Annotated in this window: 24 protein-coding genes; 13 read left to right on the top strand and 11 right to left on the bottom strand. The window is 54.2% G+C overall.

All coding sequences use genetic code 11. From position 1 onward, the window contains the following. The first annotated feature begins 263 nt into the window (after positions 1–263). Together FHS30_RS12505 and FHS30_RS12500 are read left to right on the top strand one after the other, a co-directional pair. The gene (locus FHS30_RS12505) at positions 264–707 is read left to right on the top strand and encodes a hypothetical protein (RefSeq protein WP_183910812.1); all 444 of its coding nucleotides are present in this window, start codon (positions 264–266) and stop codon (positions 705–707) included. Positions 708–757: 50 nt separating this feature from the next. Next, positions 758–1,054, top strand: a complete 297-nt coding sequence (locus FHS30_RS12500) for a hypothetical protein (RefSeq protein WP_183910811.1) — start codon at positions 758–760, stop codon at positions 1,052–1,054. A gap of 68 nt (positions 1,055–1,122) precedes the next feature. Here the strand turns inward: FHS30_RS12500 and FHS30_RS12495 are convergent, their stop codons facing one another. Both FHS30_RS12495 and FHS30_RS12490 read right to left on the bottom strand, forming a co-directional pair. Beyond that, positions 1,123–1,752 (bottom strand): hypothetical protein, encoded by a 630-nt coding sequence (locus FHS30_RS12495; protein WP_183910810.1) that lies wholly within the window; start codon positions 1,750–1,752, stop codon positions 1,123–1,125. Positions 1,753–1,804: 52 nt separating this feature from the next. Then, positions 1,805–2,329: an RNA polymerase sigma factor gene (locus FHS30_RS12490; protein WP_183910809.1), complete on the bottom strand. Its 525-nt coding sequence runs from the start codon at positions 2,327–2,329 to the stop codon at positions 1,805–1,807. Between the two features lie 178 nt (positions 2,330–2,507). On the opposite strand from FHS30_RS12490, the gene FHS30_RS12485 reads away from it, so the two are divergent. The 3 genes from FHS30_RS12485 (at position 2,508) to FHS30_RS12475 (ending at position 4,877) form a co-directional block, all read left to right on the top strand. Then, positions 2,508–3,965 carry an amidohydrolase family protein gene (locus FHS30_RS12485; RefSeq protein ID WP_221197271.1) on the top strand — a complete coding sequence of 486 codons (1,458 nt, stop codon included), beginning with the start codon at positions 2,508–2,510 and terminating at the stop codon, positions 3,963–3,965. A gap of 2 nt (positions 3,966–3,967) precedes the next feature. After that, positions 3,968–4,243 (top strand): superinfection immunity protein, encoded by a 276-nt coding sequence (locus FHS30_RS12480; protein ID WP_183910808.1) that lies wholly within the window; start codon positions 3,968–3,970, stop codon positions 4,241–4,243. Between the two features lie 181 nt (positions 4,244–4,424). Next, the gene (locus FHS30_RS12475) at positions 4,425–4,877 is read left to right on the top strand and encodes a PaaI family thioesterase (protein ID WP_183910807.1); all 453 of its coding nucleotides are present in this window, start codon (positions 4,425–4,427) and stop codon (positions 4,875–4,877) included. Here the strand turns inward: FHS30_RS12475 and FHS30_RS12470 are convergent. Together FHS30_RS12470 and FHS30_RS12465 are read right to left on the bottom strand one after the other, a co-directional pair. Further along, positions 4,864–5,511 carry a ChrR family anti-sigma-E factor gene (locus FHS30_RS12470; protein WP_183910806.1) on the bottom strand — a complete coding sequence of 216 codons (648 nt, stop codon included), beginning with the start codon at positions 5,509–5,511 and terminating at the stop codon, positions 4,864–4,866. The two genes, FHS30_RS12475 and FHS30_RS12470, sit on opposite strands and share 14 nt — an antisense overlap. 28 nt (positions 5,512–5,539) lie before the next feature. Beyond that, the gene (locus tag FHS30_RS12465; protein WP_246341298.1) at positions 5,540–6,196 is read right to left on the bottom strand and encodes a sigma-70 family RNA polymerase sigma factor; all 657 of its coding nucleotides are present in this window, start codon (positions 6,194–6,196) and stop codon (positions 5,540–5,542) included. Positions 6,197–6,556: 360 nt separating this feature from the next. Between FHS30_RS12465 and FHS30_RS12460 the strand changes: the two genes are divergently transcribed. The 8 genes from FHS30_RS12460 (at position 6,557) to FHS30_RS12425 (ending at position 12,998) form a co-directional block, all read left to right on the top strand. Further along, positions 6,557–7,006 carry a nuclear transport factor 2 family protein gene (locus FHS30_RS12460; protein ID WP_183910805.1) on the top strand — a complete coding sequence of 150 codons (450 nt, stop codon included), beginning with the start codon at positions 6,557–6,559 and terminating at the stop codon, positions 7,004–7,006. After that, entirely contained in the window at positions 7,003–7,770 is a 768-nt protein-coding gene (locus FHS30_RS12455; protein WP_183910804.1) for an SDR family NAD(P)-dependent oxidoreductase, read from the top strand. The genes FHS30_RS12460 and FHS30_RS12455 overlap by 4 nt, the downstream gene beginning before the upstream one ends. An 18-nt stretch (positions 7,771–7,788) precedes the next feature. Then, a complete protein-coding gene (locus FHS30_RS12450; RefSeq protein WP_183910803.1) occupies positions 7,789–9,051 on the top strand; it encodes an FAD-dependent oxidoreductase in 1,263 nt (420 codons plus the stop codon). Next, positions 9,048–9,917 (top strand): DUF1365 family protein, encoded by an 870-nt coding sequence (locus tag FHS30_RS12445; RefSeq protein ID WP_183910802.1) that lies wholly within the window; start codon positions 9,048–9,050, stop codon positions 9,915–9,917. Before FHS30_RS12450 ends, FHS30_RS12445 begins: the two co-directional genes overlap by 4 nt. Before the next feature lie 166 nt (positions 9,918–10,083). Further along, entirely contained in the window at positions 10,084–11,289 is a 1,206-nt protein-coding gene (locus FHS30_RS12440) for a class I SAM-dependent methyltransferase (RefSeq protein WP_246341338.1), read from the top strand. Positions 11,290–11,304: 15 nt separating this feature from the next. Continuing rightward, positions 11,305–11,820: a DUF2878 domain-containing protein gene (locus FHS30_RS12435; RefSeq protein WP_183910800.1), complete on the top strand. Its 516-nt coding sequence runs from the start codon at positions 11,305–11,307 to the stop codon at positions 11,818–11,820. Positions 11,821–11,961: 141 nt separating this feature from the next. Beyond that, the gene (locus FHS30_RS12430) at positions 11,962–12,678 is read left to right on the top strand and encodes an AzlC family ABC transporter permease (RefSeq protein ID WP_183910799.1); all 717 of its coding nucleotides are present in this window, start codon (positions 11,962–11,964) and stop codon (positions 12,676–12,678) included. Beyond that, complete coding sequence (locus tag FHS30_RS12425; RefSeq protein WP_183910798.1) at positions 12,669–12,998, top strand: AzlD domain-containing protein; 330 nt, start codon at positions 12,669–12,671, stop codon at positions 12,996–12,998. Before FHS30_RS12430 ends, FHS30_RS12425 begins: the two co-directional genes overlap by 10 nt. Before the next feature lie 143 nt (positions 12,999–13,141). On the opposite strand, the gene FHS30_RS12420 is transcribed toward FHS30_RS12425, so the two are convergent. The 7 genes from FHS30_RS12420 to FHS30_RS12390 form a co-directional block, all read right to left on the bottom strand. Then, on the bottom strand, positions 13,142–13,531 hold the full coding sequence (locus FHS30_RS12420; protein WP_183910797.1) for an MAPEG family protein: 390 nt from the start codon (positions 13,529–13,531) through the stop codon (positions 13,142–13,144). Between the two features lie 95 nt (positions 13,532–13,626). Next, positions 13,627–14,454 carry a 3-methyl-2-oxobutanoate hydroxymethyltransferase gene (panB, locus tag FHS30_RS12415; protein WP_183910796.1) on the bottom strand — a complete coding sequence of 276 codons (828 nt, stop codon included), beginning with the start codon at positions 14,452–14,454 and terminating at the stop codon, positions 13,627–13,629. Positions 14,455–14,466: 12 nt separating this feature from the next. After that, positions 14,467–15,147, bottom strand: a complete 681-nt coding sequence (locus tag FHS30_RS12410) for a deoxynucleoside kinase (protein ID WP_183910795.1) — start codon at positions 15,145–15,147, stop codon at positions 14,467–14,469. Positions 15,148–15,176: 29 nt separating this feature from the next. Further along, a complete protein-coding gene (gene folK / locus FHS30_RS12405; RefSeq protein WP_183910794.1) occupies positions 15,177–15,665 on the bottom strand; it encodes a 2-amino-4-hydroxy-6-hydroxymethyldihydropteridine diphosphokinase in 489 nt (162 codons plus the stop codon). After that, positions 15,662–17,014: a polynucleotide adenylyltransferase PcnB gene (pcnB, locus tag FHS30_RS12400; RefSeq protein ID WP_183910793.1), complete on the bottom strand. Its 1,353-nt coding sequence runs from the start codon at positions 17,012–17,014 to the stop codon at positions 15,662–15,664. Before pcnB ends, folK begins: the two co-directional genes overlap by 4 nt. A gap of 265 nt (positions 17,015–17,279) precedes the next feature. Further along, positions 17,280–19,226, bottom strand: coding sequence for an alpha/beta fold hydrolase (locus FHS30_RS17380; protein WP_221197269.1), 1,947 nt, complete (start codon positions 19,224–19,226; stop codon positions 17,280–17,282). A gap of 755 nt (positions 19,227–19,981) precedes the next feature. Next, positions 19,982–21,379 (bottom strand): sigma-54-dependent transcriptional regulator, encoded by a 1,398-nt coding sequence (locus tag FHS30_RS12390; protein ID WP_183910792.1) that lies wholly within the window; start codon positions 21,377–21,379, stop codon positions 19,982–19,984. Positions 21,380–21,408 lie beyond the last annotated feature (29 nt).

The raw sequence follows: 21,408 nt of genomic DNA, 5'->3' as shown, positions 1-21,408 counted from the left end.
GGGATATTTTAATCACAGTACTTACAGCCTTGGCAGCGCATCGCGATTACCTGAGTCTAAGAAACGTTAGGTTGAACATTGCCGTGCGCGTAGCCGAAGGCGCGTTAATTGTGTAGATTGGGCTCGATGTGCAGCTATTTTGAGTTGATCTGCATGTTAGGTTTGAGCTTCTGATGCTGTGTTTTGTATGAGCGGCTGCGCTAGCCGAGCACTAATTCGCCTTGTTCCGCAGATTGGTTTACCAACTACTACAGGGTTGATTTATGAGCGATGAGTCTGAAATTGTGATTAAGCTCGCGCAAAGGTTAGTGAGGGAAATGGGCGAGCACGCCTATAGGTGGGATAGAGCGTTTATACGGTTTCATCACGGCGGTAATAACTACGGTACGTCTGGCTCTTTCATTGCTGATGGTGAGGTGAGGCTTTTCGATGTGTTTAAGCACGAACATTTGATGGACGACATGAGGTCGGATTTCTTAACGCTGCACAGTTTGCTTGAAGTAGAAGGTAAAGCGTTTTGCGTCGCGTTGTTGATTGTTGACTCGCACTTAAATTTCAAGATTCTTTTCGAGCACGATAATCTCGATGCATGGAAGATCGATAAACTCGACAGTGATGGTATTCCCCGTGGGTTTGATAACAGTTTGCCTCTGGGCAAGGTTCTCCCGCAGACGTCGCCAAAGCCCTGGTGGAAATTTTGGCAGTAGTGCTGTCGCTATTTTTTTATCTTTTTATTTTTCTGTTTTTTTGGGGCGCCATGAATATAACTACGTTGCTCGACCCTCGCGGCTTTTTGCTTTTCGGCTTGGCTGGTGCTGCCATCGGTTCAGCATTGGTATTGGTAGATGAAGGATTAGCCGCTTTTACATTGTTGGTGTTTGGCAGTTGGGTATTGGTTGTGTTACCGGTAAATTTATTGCTGCTCTATCCTTTGTTAGGCTTAGTCTATTGGATTTTCCCCTCACCGCAGCCGCGTATATGGGCAAGTGGCTTCGGTTCACTTATGAGTTTCACCGCGGGGCTAGTCAGTTTAACGCTTATTATGAGCGTTTAATTGGAGGTGGCACGGGTGCGAGCATTCCATCGATTCCCTTGGCGAAAGCCGCTGTGTGTATTACTAGTTTACGCTTGGTCAAATTCACGTTTGAGTGACTCCGCTTGCCGTAGCATTACCTGATAGCGTTTGATCTTGTACTGGAAATAGGCGAATAACAGGATCACACATGGCGATGCGATGAGAAACCCTTCTATCAGCTGCGTTTCAATCGACAGTGTTGTTGTCGTTTTGATTGCCAAGAGCGTTAGCGTGAACCCCAGCGCAATAACACAACCCACCTGATTTAAGCGCAAGTGTTTTATGCTGGCGCGATAGCTGAGACAACGAAAGTTAAGCACTCCTTCGGGGCTCCAATCAGCATAATTCATCATGCGTGTGTGAATGTTATAGACACCGTAAGCTATGACGATTGCGCCCAAAAACATCACGGGAGCAGCAATGAGTGTACTGATGGATGCTGGCTGCATGAGAAAGAAGACGCCGGCCACAACTAACATTAGCGCTTGTACACTGTCGATATAAAACCAGAGTTTGCGCTTTTTTTGCTGACGGATAGCGGCCTCGAAGTCGACGTGGGTATTGGTGGGTTGGCTCTGCCAGTCCGCGCGCAACGCATCTAGCCCAAGATCGCTCAAATCAGTTTTATCAAAGTCGGTATCATCTAAGTCTTTTTTGCTATCGTGGGCATCGTTCATAAGATGGCCGCTCCGCGTTGTTTGAATGTTCTGTTGATGGTGGACTGGGCGTTCACGGTGCGCTCCTCAGCAATCGTTCCTTGAGCGCAGCTTTGGCGCGATTGATACGTACGCGCACGGCGCCGGCACTGATCTGCAGTACGTCGGCAATTTCCGTGGAATTTAAATCTTCTAGCAGCAGTACGATGACCTGCCGGTAGGGCGCATCCAGTTCCCGTATGGCCGCTAACAATTTCTGTTGTCGCTGATCCCGCTGCAGTTGTTCAGCAGGGCAATGGTCTATTGCGTGGCTCGCGGTATCTTGCAATTGGGCGAGTTGCTCGGGTTCGTGCAGCTCGGCCTGATCTTTCACTTGGCGGGCAATATGGTCCACCGCCACGTTATGTGCGATGCGATATACATAGGCGCGTGAGTTCTGTGCTGCCATGATGCGCGTAGCCGATTGGGCAATGGCGCAAAAAATTTCCTGAGCCAGATCTTCCCGCAGCTGTGGGTCCGCTTCGTAGCCTGACAGGGTCCGCACAATCCCTGCGGAGTAGGTGTGCCAAAGGGCTTCGGCGTGTTCCTGTGTAGTCAAGTTAAGGCGTCCTAATAGCTGCAGCGACAGTGACTTGTCTAATTATTGTGAGTGCTTGAAGTGTGAGTCTGTGTGGGTGGCAAAAGTGTTACATAAAAAAAGTTGTAACACTTGCAGAGCTGCGCCCGACTTAGATTAACGAATTCACTAGCAAGGCTGCAAGCCAGCCGGAGACACGATGATTTTCAATAGACTCATGCGGGTATTTTTTACATTGGGGCTCAGCGTAGTTGTGCATTCTGCCGCTTTGGCCACTGATGATGACTATGTTTTGTTCAATGCGCAGTTAATTGACCCCGCCACACGAACGCTGACACAGGGCGGTTGGGTGCAGGTGGTTGCGGGTAAGATTGCCGATCTCGGCGAGGGCGAGGGGCCACGGGCCACGCGCCGCATCGATTTGGGCGGTGCTTACGTAATGCCGGGGCTTATCGATGCGCACATGCATCTGACCGCGGGGCCGCTGTCTGTGGCTATGGAGGCGGGCGCACCAAAAATCAGTATGAAAAGCCAAGCGGCAGTAACGCGTTTTCATGCGCAGGCGGCTCTGGCAAGCGGGGTGACTTCGGCCTTTAGTCCCGCGGGCGACCCCGAGGCGAATCACGCCTACAGGGAGCAGCAGCGTGCTGGCACGTTGGTGGGGCCTGCGCTGACTTATGCGGGCTTGAGTTTTGAGCCGATGGCGATTGAAGGCGGCACTGTGTACCCCACCAGTGTGGAGGGGTGGCGTGCGGAGCTTGCGCGGCAAAAGGCGCTGGGTGTCAGCCATATTAAGTTGTATCACGGGTTGTCCGGCGACGAACTGCGCCAAGGCATTGCCATGGCTAACGAGGCGGGCCTAAAGAGTATTGCCCACTTAGATCAGGTGAGCTGGCAGTTTGCTGTGGATGCCGGTGTCGATGTGCTAACCCATGCCTTAATGCCCACGGCAGATTTGCTGCCGGAGGCCGCAAGGGCTGATTACAGTGCCAGTCTTAAGCCTGGTATGACCCAGTATTTGTATCGGTGGTTTGAGCTGGTGGATTATGACGCGGCGCCTATGCAGCAATTGTTTGCGAGCTTGGCCAAGCAAAAGGTGCGCGTGGATTTGACTCTGGTGGTCAATGAATTGATGTACTTCTACCCGCGCCTCGGCGAGCTGTATCCCGAAACTGCATGGCAGCAGCACCCCACCATTGCCCAAAGTTGGCAGCGCAATCTGGGGATGTCGTTGTACCACTGGACGGAGGAAGATTTTGTCCGCGCGCAAGCGGTGTTTCCGAAAGTATTGGAATTATTAACTCGCCTCGATCGGGCCGGTGTGCCCCTTTTGTTGGGCTCCGATAGCTATTCAGCGGGCAGTTGGTTTTGGCGCGAACTGGTACTGCACCAGCGGGCTGGCATAGATCCGTGGACCATTTTGCAAATGGTGACGAGCCGGGCTGCGCACGAGTTGGCGCTGGGATCGGTGGGGCGTTTGGAGAAAAATTATGTGGCCGACCTTGTAGTTATGCCTGCCAACCCATTGGTTGATGTGCACGCAGTGCAGGGTGTCACCCAGGTGATCCAGGGCGGTCAGCTGTTTGATGTGCACCAGCTGCGCACGGACTTAGAGCAAATGGCAACAGACATTCAATTATCACAACAGGAGCAATAGACATGAACGAATTTATCGCGCAATACGCTGAGATTTTCAACAGCAGTAGTACAACTCAATTGGTCGGCTTTGGTATATTTTTCCTAGTGTTTTACTTTCTGCCAACGCTTTTGGCAGCCTGCTTCAATCGGTCGCAGTTGACTAAAATAGCGGTGCTAAATATCCCCGCTGGATTTTCGATGCTGGTGTGGGGCGGTCTGCTGGTATGGGCCTGCACCGGCAAGATGGGTGAGCACCTGACGCGCAAATTGCGTCGCGGGGCGGCAATGCAGGAATAGTGGGTTGCAGTCTGCGTTAACAGATTGTCCCGCAGGTATCTCTGGGCAATGGGATCCACAGCGGCGTCAACCCTTGGCCATCGGGCGTGATCGTGTGCACTGCTCGATGGGTCAACTCTGGTCACTGCACAGGCGTGCGACTCGCGTTACACTGGCGTTTTTGAATCTGGAGTGATGGGTGATGGAAACAGCCGCAGATGCGATTACCAAGCAGTTAACGCAGCGCTTCCCAGACGTGCCACTCACGTTTCCACCGGCGTGCTTTGTCACCATGGGCGGTGAGTTTCTGTGGTTCGATGCGGCGCGTCGGCGGTTGCGGGTGCGCTTCCCGGTGAAACCTGAATTTGCCAACCCCATGGGCTTCATGCAGGGCGGACTAATCGTAGGCGCAATCGACAACACCGTGGGCCCGCTGACGTTTTTAGTGGCGCCGCCGTCGGTGACCACGCAAATGAATACCAGCTATATTCGCCCAATCACCCCTGATCTGACCCATTTTGAGGTGGAGGCCGTTGTGACCGAGCAGACCCGGCGTTTGCTGTTTGTTGACGCGGTAGTGTACGCCGGTGACAAACAGCTGGCGCAGGCGCGCGCCAGCTGTACAGTGATGGAACCGCCGGCTACAGGGGCTTAAAGCTCAGGAAAGGATTGAGCAGTCGCATAAAGGGGCCCGTCATGCGCACGGGCGCGGCTACCACCGAGAGGCATATGCAGGGCGCATCGCGGCTGGCCAGTGGGCGGTGTACCTGACCTGCATCGCGCACCAAGAAATCGCCTTCGTTATAAATACCATTTTCATCGGAAAAACTGCCGTCCAAAACCAAGGTGATTTCCGTGCCGCGGTGGTCGTGTTGGGCCACGCTACCGCCGGCTTTGATGCGGTGTAATGCCACTTCAAATTGCTGTTGACCGGTGTGCAGACGCGCCATATCGAGGGAGGGGGTTAAAAATTCCCATTTCGCCTTGCCCTGCTTGGACAAAATTTTGTCGATAACGCGCGGCATTTTTTGATTGCTGGGCGCGGCGGGTTTGCGCTTGGGTGTAGGGGCATCGAGTTGCGCCATAACACTGTCGAGCAAATCGTCGCTCACGGGTACCGATTCCACATCAGTCAGGAGGCTGGCGCCCACATGGTTGAGGCGCTCGACCCGCTGCTGGCAGTGGTGACAAAAATGGAGGTGCGACGACACGGCAATGCTCTGGCCAAAAGCCAAAGTGCCGGCGCTGAACTCAATCAGCAAGTTGTCATCAGGGTGGTGTTTGATCATAGCGTTACCTTGCATCAGCATGCCTGCACTACGCACAGGCCTCGCGGCCCACAACGTCTTGTAATTTCTTGAGCGCCAATCGCACGCGCGATTTGACGGTTCCCAGTGGCAGCCCTAATTCTGTAGACACTTCGGAGTGGGATTTCGATTCCATGTAGACTTTTTTCAGCACCAGTGCTTGCTCGTCGGGCAAGCTGGCCAGCGCGTCGACGACGGTTTGCTCATTGCGCGCGTGTTGTAATTGAGTAAATGGGGTTTCGGCGGACTCATCTTCGTAGAGGTCATCGGCCACTAACTCTTCGGTTTGCGCATTGGACTGGCGGCGCAACCAATCTATGCGGCTGTTGCGCGCAATGGTGTATAGCCATGTGGTGGCGGAAGACTTGGTGCTGTCGAATTGTTCGGCGCGGCCCCAGACTTTTATCATGACCTCTTGCACCAGCTCTTCGGCTTGGGCGGCATTGAGGCGTGAGCCCTTCATTAAAAAACCTTTGAGCAATGGCGAAAAATGCTGAAAAAAAGCGGCAAAGCTTTTACGGCATCTATCCTGCGCTATGCGATTGAGCGCTAGGCTCCAAGTGTCGTCCCGTTGCAGGGCTTCGGTCACGGTCGATCTCCGGCGCGTGTGGCGGGTATCTGGGCTCGCCCCTAGGGGGTGGGCCTGAGAAATTTTAATGGCCATCATAGTCCGGCTGATCCTTGGATGCTACAGGAGCCCCAATGGCGGGGCGGTTTAGTGGGCGCATCAATGCCCTGTGCTAGCTATTACGGCGCCTGGCACCCATTGGATCAACGAACGTATAAATTGCGTTACTATGATCGAACGACTATGACCAAACCCAAAGTAAGCGGTGTCGTCCCTGGGTGTATCAGTTGGTGTGGCTACTGGGGCGCTAGTAGGTGCCGCAGCGGGGGCAATGGTCTATAAATAGTGGTAGCACAGCACAAGATCACACACAGGCTTGGTGATCTGGGTGGGGGCATGTCGCGTATTACCGACATCCGGATGAAACCGCCGGTGCATACAACAATAAGGAGGTGCGCATTGCAGTCGCTGATTGCACGATTTAAAGCCTGTTACGGCCAATTCAATGAGGCAAGTATGGACCTGCTGCCTCAGCTCTATGCGCCCAATGCGCTGTTTATCGATCCCGTACATCGCATCCAAGGTCTCGATGCCATCGACGGCTACTTTCGCGCCATGTCCGCGGATTTAAAACACTGTGAATTTCACTTCGATAGCCTACTTGCAGATGAGCAACAGGTGTGTGTGAAGTGGCGCATGGTGTTTGCGCATGCGCGTCTGCGCGGTGGTCAGTCGATCACGGTGCCCGGTATGAGCTGGCTGTTAATAGAGGATGATCGCATCGTTCGCCACGAAGACAGCTATGACATGGGGGCCATGCTGTACGAGCAGTTGCCCGTGTTCGGTCGTCTTGTGAAGTGGTTGCGCAGCCGTTTAGCAGACACGGGCAGCGCGGCGGTGAACCCATGATTACCGGTAAAACTGTATGGGTAACTGGCGCCTCTGCGGGTATTGGTAAAGCCATAGCAGAACAGCTCTTGCAGTCCGGCAACCACGTCATTGCCAGTGCGCGCAGTGCAGATTCCTTGCGCGCGCTCGCCGGTGCTCGGCCGGGGCAATTGTCGGTGCTGCCGTTCGATGTGAGCGATACGGCGGCACTGCCAGCGGTGACTGCGCAAATGCGTGCGCTGACAGATTTTATCGACATCGCCATTTTTAATGCCGGCACCTGTGAATATGTGGATTTGCCCGCATTTGAGCCCGCCATGTTTGAGCGGGTGTTCAACACTAATGTGCAGGGCGTAGTGAACAGCTTGTCGGTGGCGTTGCCGCTGCTGCAACGTTCCACCAGCGGCCAGATTGTGGCTGTGTCGAGCCTGTCGAGCTTGGTGCCTTTTCCCCGCGCCGAAGCCTACGGCGCCAGCAAAGCGGCGCTGGACTATCTGATGGATACACTGCGCATCGATCTCGCGCCACTGGGGGTCGACGTAACCTTGGTGCAGCCCGGTTTTGTGGCGACACCGCTGACGGACAAAAATGATTTTCCTATGCCGGGTTTAATGCGCCCCGCCGATGCCGCCCATCAGATTATCTGGGCCGCACACAAGCGCAAGCGGTTGCACCGATTCCCGCGTCGATTGGCCTGGCCCCTGGCCTTTTTTAGCCAATTTCGGTCGCTTTGGGATCGCTTCATCGCGCCAGCCATGTCGCGCAAATCAAATTCCCCCTATTAAATTCGCCAAGGAGACTGTGTGAAAATTGCCATTGTTGGTAGCGGTATTTCGGGTTTAACCGCTGCCCATCTGCTCGCCAAACACCACGAGGTGACGGTGTTTGAATCCGCTGATCGCATCGGCGGTCACACCGCCACCAAAACGGTCACTGTGGCGGGCGAGTCGCACGACGTCGACACCGGCTTCATTGTGTTTAACGATTGGACTTACCCAAATTTTATCAAGCTAATGGACCAGTTGGGCGTGGCGTCGCGGCCCACAGAAATGAGCTACAGCGTCACCGATGTGACCAGTGGTATGGAGTATAGCGGCACCAATTTGAACACCTTATTCGCACAGCGCCGGAATTTGGTGAGCCCAGGGTTTTGGAAAATGTTGCGCGACATCATGCGCTTTAATCGCGAAGCCGTGGCACACTGGCAAGCGGGCAGCATTAGCCCAACGACAAGCTTGCGTGAATATCTGCAGGCAAATGACTATGGCGAAAAATTTATATACCACTATTTAGTGCCCATGGGCGCTGCCATTTGGTCATCCGGCGACGAAGTGATGCTGGATTTCGCGGCCGTGTTCTTTATTCGTTTTTTTCACAATCACGGTTTGCTAAGCGTCAACAATCGCCCTCAATGGCGCACACTCGTTGGCGGCTCCAAGGCCTATTTGCCGCCATTGACAGAAAATTTTAAAGATCAGATTCGCACGGGCGTGACGATTACCAACATCTTGCGCGGACCAGACGGTGTGCAGCTCACCTTTGCCGATGGCCAGCAGGCGAAGTTTGATCAGCTGGTATTGGCCACCCACAGTGACCAGGCCTTGGCGTTACTCAGCGATGCTTCGGAAGTGGAGCGCGATGTCTTGGGCGCGATCCCCTATCAGTCCAATGAAGTTGTGCTGCATACCGACGTCGCTCAACTGCCCACGCGCAAATTGGCGTGGGCGAGTTGGAATACGCGATTGTTAGCGCAACGCATGGGAGAACCTCATGCTAAGCCTGCGCTGACATACAACATGAATATTCTGCAAGGCTTGCAGTCCGATACGACTTTCTGCGTCACCCTAAATCACACTCAGGCCATCGATCCCAACAAAATTCTTGGTATCTATCACTACGATCACCCGGTGTTTACTGTGGATGGCATGGCCGCACAGCAACGCTGGGCTGATATTAATGGCGTCAATCGCACTTGGTTTTGCGGTGCCTACTGGGCCAACGGTTTTCATGAAGATGGTGTGGTCAGTGGCGTGCGTGTCGCCGAGGCGTTGGGAGTCAATTGGTGAAACCAGAGCGCCCCGATTCGCGGGCCGATGATTTAGCGAGCGGCATTTACACCGGCGAGCTGTGGCACGCGCGCTGGGCGCCCAAGGTGCATCAATTCCATTACCGCGTGTTCATGGCGTACCTCGATTTAGACGAGTTGGAGGCGCTGTGTAAACGCTCGCCATTTTGGTCGTGTCGCGGTCCCGCACCCTTTTGGATTCGACGCGCAGATTACTTCGGTGATGTGCAGCTTTCACTCAAAGAAGCGGTGTTGCAGAAAGTTCAACAGACCTTGGGGTATTGCCCGGCGGGCCCTGTACGCATGTTAACCAACCCCCGCTGTTTTGGGCTGCGCATGAATCCCATCACAGTGTTTTATGTGTTTTCAGGCGACGGTCAGCAGCTGGACGCTGTACTGGCAGAAGTCACCAACACACCCTGGGATAAGCGCCATGTGTATGTATTGGATTATCGTCAGCAACGCCCAGATGAGTCGGTGACCTTCAGCAAAGATTTGCACGTATCGCCATTTATGCCAATGCAGCAACAATATCGCTGGCGCACTCATCTGCCGGGTGCATCGGTGCGTATAGTCTTACAGAATTTCGCTGCGGGTGCGCCGCAATTTGAAGAGCGCGGCGGCAACCGCAAGGTATTTGAAGCGCTGCTGCGTCTCGATCGCGAACCCGCCGAGTCATCGGTGTTAAACGGCTTGGTGTGGCGTTTTCCATGGATGACGGCCAAAGTACTGGTGGGCATTTACTGGCAGGCCATGAAATTATGGCTAAAAGGTGCACGCTTTTACAGCAGCCCACCGCCGAGTGAAGAAAATTTTATGGGCGTTGATGTTGAGCCCTTTGATACGGCCAAACACGACGGCAATTAGTGCATTTAAATGCATGGCGATAAACACAATTACATGACGATAGACTCTTAGGGAGGCGTTAATGGCTTCAATCAACAAAGCCACCAATGCAAGTTCTGCATTGATCAATGCAGGTTCTGCGAATCGGATCGCGGATAAGCAAGCCCGCACTTCATTGTTGCAGCGCATGGCCAGAAAAGTGGTTATGGGTGCCTTGCGCGATCTGAAAACGGGGCACTTGGTTATTGAAGAGCTCGGGCGTCGCAACAGTTTTGGTGACGCGGCTGCGCAATTGCATGGTGTTATCCATGTGCATCATCCCGATTTTTATGTGGCGCTGTTAATGACCGGCACCGTGGGTGCCGGCGAGGCCTATATGCAGGGGCATTGGAGCAGCCCGGATTTGGTGGCGGTGGTGCGGGTGATGAGCGCCAACTTAGATACCACCAATGGTCTCGACAGTGGATGGACCAATATAAAGCATATTGCCCTCAAGGGATTCCATTGGTTGCGTGAAAATTCCCGCGCGGGCTCTCGGAAAAATATTGCCGCACATTATGATTTGGGCAATGATTTTTTTAAACTGTTCCTCGATCCATCGATGATGTATTCGGCAGCCATTTTTGAAACGCCCGATGCGTCCTTGGCGCAGGCCTCGTTCGCCAAGTTGGATCGCATTTGCCGGCGCCTGCAATTATCAGAGCAAGATCATTTGTTGGAAATTGGGACCGGTTGGGGTGGCATGGCGATTCACGCGGCGAAGCACTTTGGTTGCCGCGTTACGACCACCACCATTTCAAAAGAGCAATACGCCTATGCTAAAGCCTGGGTGCAGCGTGAAGGCCTAGAGGATCGCGTGACTTTGTTGTTGGAAGACTACCGCGATCTCACCGGCCAGTACGATAAGTTGGTGTCCATTGAGATGATCGAAGCGGTGGGCCACAAATACTATCCCACCTATTTCTCTGCCTGCTCAAAATTGCTCAAGCCACAGGGTTTGATGTTAATTCAAGCCATTACAATTCCGGATCAGCGCTTTGATTTTGCCAATCGCAATGTGGATTTTATTCAGCGCTACATTTTTCCCGGCGGTGCGTTGCCCAGTATCAGTGTGATTGGCGATTGCCTGCGCAATCACACGGATATGCAAATGGTGGGATTAGAGGAAATCGGCCAGCACTATGCCGAAACGCTGGCCCAGTGGCGCACGCGCTTTTGGGACGAAATTGATCGTGTGCGCGCCTGTGGCTTTGATGAAGTGTTTGTGCGCATGTGGGATTTTTATTTGTGCTACTGCGAGGGTGGCTTTCGCGAGCGCGCCATAGGTACGGCGCAGATTCTAATGGCAAAGCCAAACGCCAAGGCGGTGCCGCCTTTATTACCACTGCGCTAATTCCGGAGCCGTCGTTTGCAAGCCGAAAACCTGCGAAAAATTGTCAATGCGTTAATGTTTCAGATCGCTTGGTTTGGCGTTGTGCTTGCTCACAACCCTTGGGCCTTTGCCATCGCTGGATTGTTTTTGCTTGTGCACTTTGCATTCATTGCCCAGCACCCTGTGCAGGAGGCCCTGTTCATTGGTGTGGCTTCAATGCTGGGCATTGCCTTTGACGTCGTGTGGTTTTCATTGGGCTGGCTGCATTCAGGCTCCCATGGCATTTACCCACTTTGGCTGGCAGCGATGTGGCCATTGTTTCTCGCCACATTGCATCACAGTTTGTCGTGGCTGCAGGGTCGCCTGTTGCTTGCGTCCGTGTTGGGGGCCATTTTTGCGCCGCTATCCTATTTCGGCGGTGCCAAACTTAGCCCCGTTACCTTGACTGAACCTGTGTGGGCGCTCGCGGCAATCAGTCTCTTTTGGGCGGTATTTTTACCGATCTGCTATTGGCAGCTGGGGCGCGTTGCCCGCAATTATAGCCCTGCCTAAGCTGGCGATTCAGCCCGCCACTCTGCCTGTTTTCCAACATCACCGGCGCGCTCACTGCGCGAACGCTGCACCCATCTGGGGTTGCGTGCTTCGCCCTGTAATTCGTTGATAGGGGAGATGCAGTGATTGGTAGGGGTGATTATGAGCCGTGCGGCCAAAAAATCCGCGTTTTTGCGCGGTATGTGGGATTGCAGTCCGTTTGTGTTAGTGATCGCGCCGTTTGGATTGCTGTTTGGCGTGGTGGCCGGCGAGGCGGGCTTGAACCTGCTGGAAACCATGGGCATGACGGTATTGGTCATCGCCGGTGCATCACAATTTACGGCGCTGGCGCTGTTGAGTGAACAGGCACCGACCTTGGTGGTGATTGCCGCTGCGCTGGCCGTCAATCTCCGTATGGCGATGTATTCGGCGGCCCTGGTGCCGCATTTGGGCAAGGCCTCTTTCGGCACGCGCGCATTGGCGGCCTATTTTATGGTGGACCAATCCTTTGCGGTGGCCATAAAAAAATATGAGGCTGAGCCCTCGCTCACCCTCGCGCAAAAGCTGGCCTACTATTTCGGCTGTGCCGCCATCATTTGCCCGTTCTGGTATGGCTGCTCTGCCATCGGCGCCGTAGTTGGCCAGGCGATACCCAAAGATTATTCGCTGGATTTCGCCATTCCTATTTGTTTTATCGCGCTGGTGGCGCCCATGTTGCGCAGCTTGCCCCACCTGGTGGCGGCCTTGGTGTCCATTGTGTGTGCGCTGTTACTTTCGTGGATGCCTTACAACCTGTGGTTGTTGATCGCCGCGCTCTTTGCCATGGCGGCCGGGGCCCAGGCCGAGTTGTGGGTGGAGGCGCGCAAATTATGCAAATAGATACCACAACCCTCTGGATAGTTATTGTCAGCTTGGGCTTAGGCACCTATCTCATTCGTTTTTCGTTTCTGGGCATTGTCGGCGACCGTGAGATTCCCGAATGGGTACAGCGGCATTTGCGGTATGTGGCAGTGGCGGTGTTGCCAGCGCTGATTACGCCATTGGTTATTTGGCCGCCGGCGACGGGCGGCGAACCCGATCCCGCACGATTGGTTGCTGCGCTGGTTGCCTTTGCAGTGGGCGTGCGCTTTAGCAGTGTCATTGGCGCCGTTGTTGCCGGCATGTCAACGCTGTATCTAATGCAGTATCTTTTACCGTGAGTTGCATTACCCTGAGTTGCATTGCCTTGAATTGCATCGAGTTGCGTTGACATGAGTTGCATCGCCGCGAGCTGCATTGCTCTGAGCGGCGTGCAACCCGGGCTATTTATGTTTGTGATATTGCGCTGTGAGCTGCGACCCCGCTACAGCAAGATTGCGCCTGCAAGCGTCATAATGCACACCCACGACACCGCAAATAAAACCGTCCGCAACACCGGAATTCCCAGTGCATAGACGACGGTGTAGGCCAGCCGTGCACAAAAATAACCGGCACAGGCGTAGACCGTCCATTGACTGGTAATGCCTGCGAGGTGGGCCACCAACACGAAGGCAGCGAAAACCGGTAAATTTTCGATGGCGTTGTAGTGCGCCTTTTTTAGTCGCGTGGCCCAGGCATCGAGCGGTTTGGGATCGTCGGGATAGCCCAGTGCATTGGATAAGCCGCGCACCTGAATGGTATTGAGAATGTAGGGGATCCACATCAGCGCTGTGAGCAGTGCGGTGAGAGCAAGCCAGTTAAGTTCGGGTGTCATTGCGTAGTCCTCGTCGCTTTGAGTGTGCGCGCCCGAAGGTTCAGGCGCATTCTTGTGCCGCTCTCAGTGTAACTACCGCTGACCTCGTGAGAGCGTCAATCGAAACTGTGTTCACCGGCGGGAAATATGCCATTTTTGACATCGTCGGCGTATTTTAATAGTGAGCCGGGAATGTCGCCCGCTTCCAATAAAAAGTTCTTGGAAAACTTGGGTGGGTGCTCGGTGAGCCCCAAAATATCATTGATAACCAACACTTGGGCATCGGTATCTTTACCGGCCCCGATGCCGATAGTGGGCATGGACACTGCGGCGGTAATTTCTTGGGCGAGTGCGGAGGGAACGCACTCCAGCACCAAGAGATCTGCGCCGGCCTCATCGAGCAGTTTTGCGTCGCGCAGCATGACTTTCGCGGCGCCCGCATCGCGGCCCTGCACGCGATAGCCGCCGAGTTTATTAACGGATTGGGGCGTCAAGCCCAAGTGGCCGCACACGGGAATACCGCGCTCGGTGAGTTTGTGGACGGTATCTGCCACCCATTCTCCGCCTTCCAGTTTTACCATGTGCGCGCCGGCCTGCATGATGCGCGTGGCGTTGGTAAAGGCGCGCTCGGTGGTGGCGTAACTCATGAACGGCATGTCGCCCATGATCAGCGATTTGCTGTTACCGCGACGCACCGCCTCAACGTGGTAAATCATTTGTTCCATGGTCACGGGAATGGTGGAGTCGTAACCCAGCACGGTCATACCCAGCGAGTCGCCCACCAACAACACTTGTACGCCGCACCTCTGGGCCATGGCGGCCATGGGGGCATCGTACAGGGCGACGGTGACAAATTTGTCGCCGCTGGCTTTCATTTTGCGCAGGGTATTTACCGTTATGGGCTTCGCCAATGCGGATTCTTCTGTGGGTTTTCCGTAGGGCATGACTGCCTCCCGTTACAGCTTGGGGGTGGGGTTGTAGTAGTGGCGACCGGATTTAATATTGAGCAGGTAGTCCACCAGTTGCGCATAGTGATCGGCGTTGGTGCTCAAGTCTAGATCCGTGGCGTTCACGATCAACAGCGGTGCCGCATCGTAGAAGTGGAAAAAACGCATGTAGGCATCGTTGAGCCGATTGAGGTAGTCGTGGCTAATCAGTTGTTCAACGGCGTTGCCACGTTGCCGAATGCGCTGCATGAGCACTTCGGTGGGAGCTTGCAGGTAAATCACCAGCTCGGGTTTAGGGCTGTCGAAGGTGAGCTTTTCATAGACCTGCTGGTAGAGCGAAAATTCGTCGTCGTCGAGCGTGACCTGGGCGAACAGTTGATCGCGTTCCATTAAAAAGTCTGACACGCGCACGGGTTCAAAGAGGTCGTCCTGCTTGAGGTCGTGCAACTGTTGGGCGCGCTGAAACAAAAAGTACAATTGGGTGGGCAGTGCGCTGTGTTTGGGGTCGCGATAGAAGCGCTCTAGAAACGGATTCTCGCGCGTTTGCTCCAGCAGTGTGTCGTAGTTAAAGGTGCGTGCCAGGTGCTTTGCGAGGGTGGTTTTACCTGCGCCAATAGGGCCCTCCACGGAAATAAACCGCGGCAAAGTGCATTGTGATAAATCCAGTTGCAGGTCAAAAAATTCAGTCACTGCGCGCTCCTTGTTGCAGGTCTAGCCAGTTAGCGTACGTCCAGCCGCGACAGGCCTTTCATCGTACAGTGTGTTATTAGGGATGCAAGTGTTCGTCCGTCGGGCAATGTGGCGTCGGGCCATATGTCGTGCAGCGGATAGAGCACAAAGTTGCGTTCACACAAATAGGGATGAGGGACGCTCAAGCGCGGCAGGTCTATGGTTTGATCGCCGTATAGGAGCAGGTCTAAATCGAGGGTGCGCGGCCCCCAGTGCTGTGTGCGCTCGCGCTTATGGGCTAGCTCAATGGCTTGCAGCTGGTCCAGCAATGCCAGCGGTGCGAGCGCCGTGCGCAGCAGCGCACAGGCGTTGAGGTAGTCGGGTTGTTCGGGGCCCACCGCGACACTTTGGTACAGCGGTGAGCAAGCCACGAGTTCGGTGTCTGGCAATTGCGCGAGCGCATCAACGGCGCTGGCTAAATGCGCTTTTGGGTCGCCCAAATTACTGCCTAGGCCGACGGCGCAAGTGACGCTCTTCACGCTTGTGGATTGGGCGATTTTTTGCGTGGCCGGCGGCGCGTGGCGCGCTGGCGATTGCCGCCGAGTTTTTTCACCATGGCTTCGCGACCCTGCTCATCGGTGGCCTGAAAGTCGGTCCACCATTGACCGAGGCCCTCGAAATCCTCGCCCGCACTTTCGCGCAGTAGCAAGAAATCGTAGGCCGCGCGAAAGCGGGGGTGGCTGGCCACGGCAAAGGCGCGCTTGCCGTTGCGGTTGGGCAGGCGCAATTGCAGGTCCCAAATTTCGCGCATGGGAATTAAAAAGCGCTTGGGAATGGCGATGGCGGCTAACTGTTGGCTAACCACGGCGCTAGCGGCTTGATTCAATGCCATGGGCGCTGTCAGTTGCTGTTCACGCATCAAGCTATCTTGCAGCTTGGCCACCGCGGGCCACAGCAGTGCGGCATAGATAAAGGCGGGGGTAACGCGCTGTTCGTTGCGAATGCGCTTGTCGGTGTTCACCAGCGCGTGCTCGATGAGCTTTTCGGCCACGGGGTCGCCCGACTGTAAAATGGCGTCGGTTTGGGCAAACAGGTGGGGCAGCAAGTTGTAATCGCGCAGCAAGGCAAAGGTGGCCGTGGCCGAACCCGCCATAAACAGCTTCAGGCTTTCATCAAAGAGGCGCGAGGATGACACCTGACTCAGCAGCTCGGCATTTTTCGCGATGGGGGCGGCGGTGTCTTTTTCGATGTTAAAGCCGAGCTTGGCGGCAAAGCGCACGGCGCGCAGCATGCGCACTGGGTCTTCTTTGTAGCGTGTCTCGGGGTCGCCAATCATGCGAATCTGGCGCTTTTCCAAGTCCTCTAGGCCGCCTTCGTAATCGTGGATGGTGAAGTCGTTGGAGGTGTAGTAGAGCGCGTTGATGGTGAAATCGCGTCTGGCGGAGTCGGTTTCTAGGGTGCCGAACACATTGTCGCGCAGCAGCATGCCCGAATCCGCTTGGTGGGAGTCGCGCTCGCTTTCGGATTCGGTGTGGCTGTCGCGGAAGGTAGTTACTTCCAGCAATTCCCGGCCCATGCGTACGTGCACAATTTTAAAGCGCCGACCGATAATGCGCGCACCGCGAAATAGGTGGCGAACTTGCTCGGGGGTGGCGCTGGTGGCAATGTCAAAATCCTTGGGGTCGCCACCGAGTAGCAGGTCGCGCACGCCACCACCGACCAGATAAGCCTCATAGCCCTCGGCGTGCAGCCGCTTCATGGCCGACAGCGCACCGCGGCTAATATTGGCGCGCGAGATGCTGTGCTGGTCGCGTGGGACGACCCGCTTTTTCTGGGGGCGGGCAGTGCCCGAGCGGGAAGGGAACAGGGAAAAAAGTCGCTTCAGCATAGATGAATGATCAGTGGGGCTAGTTCAAAGTAGGAGCGAGTTTATCACGCCTGCACCAATTCGCTTACTTTCCGTGGTGTTTGGCTGAGCAGATTGTGGCTATTGTGCGTTTTTTGAACATGCCAGATAAACGCTGGATTTGCGCGCTGTTGGCGAAGGTGACTTGCGCTGTGATCCGGAGAGTGGGTACCCGCGATCGTTGCCGCAGATTCACAGCCGCCTGTGGCGGCTGTGAATCTGAGAACGTAAGGATAGATAATTTACTTTAATTGCTCTTGCGAACGTGGGTGTTCAGGAAGTTCAGATACGCTTCTGAGGCGGTGATTCGATTGGCCTTTTTCGTGAATCCGTGGCCCTCATCTGGAAACAGCACATACTCTACGGGAACGTTGTTTTTCTCGATCGCGGCAACCATCTCGTCGCTTTCTACTTGCAGTACGCGTGGGTCATTGGCGCCTTGCACGACCAATACCGGAACTTGAACATTGTCGGCATGAAATAACGGTGAAATACGTTTCAGCCGCTCGGCATCGGTGGCTGGATCGCCCAGTTCGGCGTACAGCGATTCACGGAAGCTGGCCCACCAGGGTGGAATGGACTCTAGTGTGCGCAGCCAATTCGTTACCCCGAAAATATTGATGCCCGCTTGAAATTCATCGGTGTAGGCCAGTGCCGCCATCGTAAGGTAGCCACCGTAGCTGCCTCCCATGACGATAATGTTATCGGGGTCTATCCATGGCAATGACTGTAGGTAGTGCTTAGCTGCCACAATGTCTTCTAAATCTTTTTCACCGTGTCGTTTGTCATCCAGATGAAAAAATGTCTTTCCGTAGCCCGATGAGCCTCGGTTGTTGACGCCAAGCATGGCATAGCCGTGATTCACAAGGTGTTGAATGATGGGGCGGTAGCCTTTGCGCGTTTGGCCGCCGGGGCCCCCGTGGATAAAAATGATGCCAGGTACTTTGTTGTCTGCACTCGCTTGCTTGGGTTTGTATTGCAGGGCGGGAATTTTTAAATCGTCTGTGCTGGGGTAGCGAATGACTTCGCTGGCCACCAAATGGGCTTCGTCAATGGAGGAGCTGAGCGCATTGGTGAGGCGGCGAGCCTTTGGCTGATCAAATTCGAAAGCGTAGAGATTGGAGGGCGAGGTGTCGCCGTTGACATAAAATGCCATGCGCTTGCCATCATTCGAAAAGCTCACGCCACGTAAATCGCCATCAGGTAATGTTGGCAGTGCCAGTTCACGCTTCGATTGCAAATCGTAAATGCCGATTTTTGTCGATGCGTCTGCGTTGACGCCGTGCACCCTAAAGCGACCATCATCTGAAAAATAAACAAAGCTGATATCCCAATCAGCCGCGAGATAGGGGCTGTGGGTAGCGGTTTTTAGGTCGTACTGAAATGCTTGAAAAAACTCACCGCTACCATCTGTGGTGTAAATTAGCGCATCGTTGCCTGGTGTGAAGGTTTCTGGGGAGTATTGGATGTTGCCTTCGTGTTCGGTGATTAGCGTAGGCGACGGCATGTCCGCGTGCAGATCAACAATATAAATATTGCTGTTGGCATTGTTGACGGGTTTGCTGAGTGCAAGCCATCGGCCATCGGCAGACAGTGTTGTAGGTTGAGCACCTAATTCGTTCTTATACACCATTGTGCGTTTATAGTCGGCGGTTTGGTATCGGTAAACATCGAAATATTTGGGGTCTCGCTCGTTGGTCAGGGCATAAAAATGTTTGCCATCTGCAGAAAACCGGGAAAACATGGCCTTTAAATTTTCACCGGGTGTCAGATCTTTTACGCTGCCATCCAGTTCGCGGACATAGAGATGATTCAGTTCGCTACCGCCTTTATCGGCGCTGTAGAGTGCTCTATCGTCAGCGGGGAAAAAGCTGACGGAGAAAATACTGTCGACCGTGGAATCGGTCAGTTGTGTTCGGGTTCCGTCAATGAGCGAGACTTTGAACAGGTTAAATACGCCGGTTTCATCGGAATGCTGTAAGACCGCGTCGCCTGTGTGATTTATGGAGCTGCCACCATAGGTCACCGACTCGAAAAATGTTTTCGCATCATATTGTTTGAAGGCAATGGTATTTGCTGCAGGCTCGTTTGCCGGTTGAGTGGTTTTCGATGACGCTGGATGTTCTGCGCTACATCCCCATAAGAGTGCGGCTATGGCAATAATGATGTATCCATTCCAAGTGCGAGTGTTCACGATCAGTCTCCCTTTTACGATTAAAAGCACGTGGGGGACTGTAGCATAGGAGCTCACAATGAAAAGGGGCAGGCAGGCGGTGTTGGTGATGGAGTTAGGTATCTAGGATCGGGGAGTGCACTGGTTTTAAAATGGCAGATAGCAAAACGGGAAAGCCTTGGCTTTCCCGTCAAATCTCTGTTACATCCACATTGTTATGCTTATTAGGTGGTGCTTCCTTGCCCGGGTCGGCAATTTGCTTACTGGCAAACCCTCTCCTAGTTTCGTAGTCAGTTAAATCGCTATCTTATTATTATTTCTTGTTTTTATTATTTTGTTATTTCTTAGTTATTATTATTTCTTGTTGTTATTAGAGTCTTTCGTTTCTTCTTATTATTTGTTGTTTTTATTATAGGTTTTTCGTTTTTCTTATTATCTATTGTTCTTATTCTGGAGCTGTCTAATACATTTAGTGTGCCAACTTTGTAAAGTTCAATAAAAACAAAGGGTTACAGGTTTTGGAATAAGGGGTGGGGTGGACGATAACCGTTAATTCGTTACCGTTACGCTCGTAATTCGTTACATTTTCAGGACAAGGTAACACTTGTTACGACCAATGGATTTGCACACTTTTTAATCATGGTCTACGGGTGGTGTTTTGCGCCAAGGGGCGCGGCAGTAGGCTGACAGGGCTGAGACCTTAGACTTACAGGTGGTCTGTGTGCGATAGGGGATGTGCAGGTACAAAAAAGGCCACTGAGTGGCCTTGGCAGAGATTATCGGGCAGTGGCTTTTTTGCGTGGGATACCCAAGCGCTGGCGGCGCTCCCACAGGCACTTCCGGCTGACCCCAAGCTTCTTGGCCAGCTCGGTCTCGCTCATGGTGTCTTGATGCTCCAAGACGAAGCGCTGAAAGTAGTCTTCCAAGGAGAGATCTTCGGCGGGGTCTTCTTTCTTAGCCTTGCTAAGCAATTTGCGGGGCTGCAGGTCATCGGGCTCATCGTCGTCATCGTCCAGCTCTACCTCCACCAGATCCAAGTCGATTTCCAGCAGGGTGTGGCCGATTTCCTTCTCATCGTTACACAGGATGATGGCGCGCTGAATGGCGTTTTCCATTTCGCGCACGTTGCCGGGCCAAATGTAGGTGGTGATGGCTTGAATGGCCTCTGGCGACAGCGACAGCGGCTGCTTGCCAAATTGGGCGCAGAAGCGGGTTAGCATGTGCTCAGCCAGCAGCAAGATATCCCGGCCGCGCTCGCGCAGCGGCGGCAGGGTGAGCTGTACGACGTTGATGCGGTAGTACAAATCCTCACGGAACTTGCCCTCTTGGGCCAGTTTGCGCAAATCGCGGTGGGTGGCCGCCACTAAGCGCACGTCCACTTTGCGGGATTCCACTGAGCCTATGGGGCGCACTTCGCCCTCTTGCAGCACGCGCAGCAGGCGCGCCTGTGCCTCCAGAGGTAGTTCGCCAATTTCGTCGAGAAACAGGGTGCCACCGTCGGCAGCCGCCACCAAGCCTTCGCGTTGACTCGCGGCACCGGTAAAGGCGCCCTTTTCGTGGCCAAACAATTCAGACTCGATGAGGGTTTCGGGAATGGCGGCGCAGTTGACGGAAATGAGCGGCTTGTCGGCGCGCGGACTTTCAGCGTGGATGGCCTTGGCCACCAGCTCTTTACCGGTACCCGTTTCACCGTGCACCAACACGGTGGCCCCGGTGGGCGATACCTTGTGAATCTTGGCGTACAGCGACTTCATGACATTGGAATTGCCAATCATGCTGGCTACGCCCGCTTGGTTTTCCTCCGGGGCCTGACGGGCGGCGCGGTTGGCTTTGCCAATCACCCGTTTGACCGCAGCCAGCATCTCGTCGTGATCGAAGGGTTTGGCGATATAGTCGACGGCGCCCATGCGCATGGAGTCCACTGCCGAGCGCAAGCTGGCGTAGCTGGTCATGATCAGCACCGGCACCTCGCCCGACAGGGTGATGAGATCGGTACCGGGCGCGCCTGGCAAACGCAGGTCGCTGATGATTAAGTCAAAGCTGGTGAGGTTGTGCTTGGTGGTAGCTTCCTTTACCGAGCCCGCTTCGCTCACGACGTATTTGTTGCGCTCGAGCAACTTACGCAGGGCCATGCGGATGATGGGTTCGTCTTCAACGATCAGGATATGGCTCATGGTGTTTCTTTTCGCTACACGTTAACGGG

The organism is Simiduia aestuariiviva, from assembly GCF_014192475.1.
In the GTDB taxonomy this organism is placed as follows: Bacteria; Pseudomonadota; Gammaproteobacteria; order Pseudomonadales; family Cellvibrionaceae; genus Simiduia; species Simiduia aestuariiviva.
The sequence above is the reverse complement of the archived record's forward strand: the minus strand, read 5'-3'. Positions and strand labels throughout refer to the sequence as shown.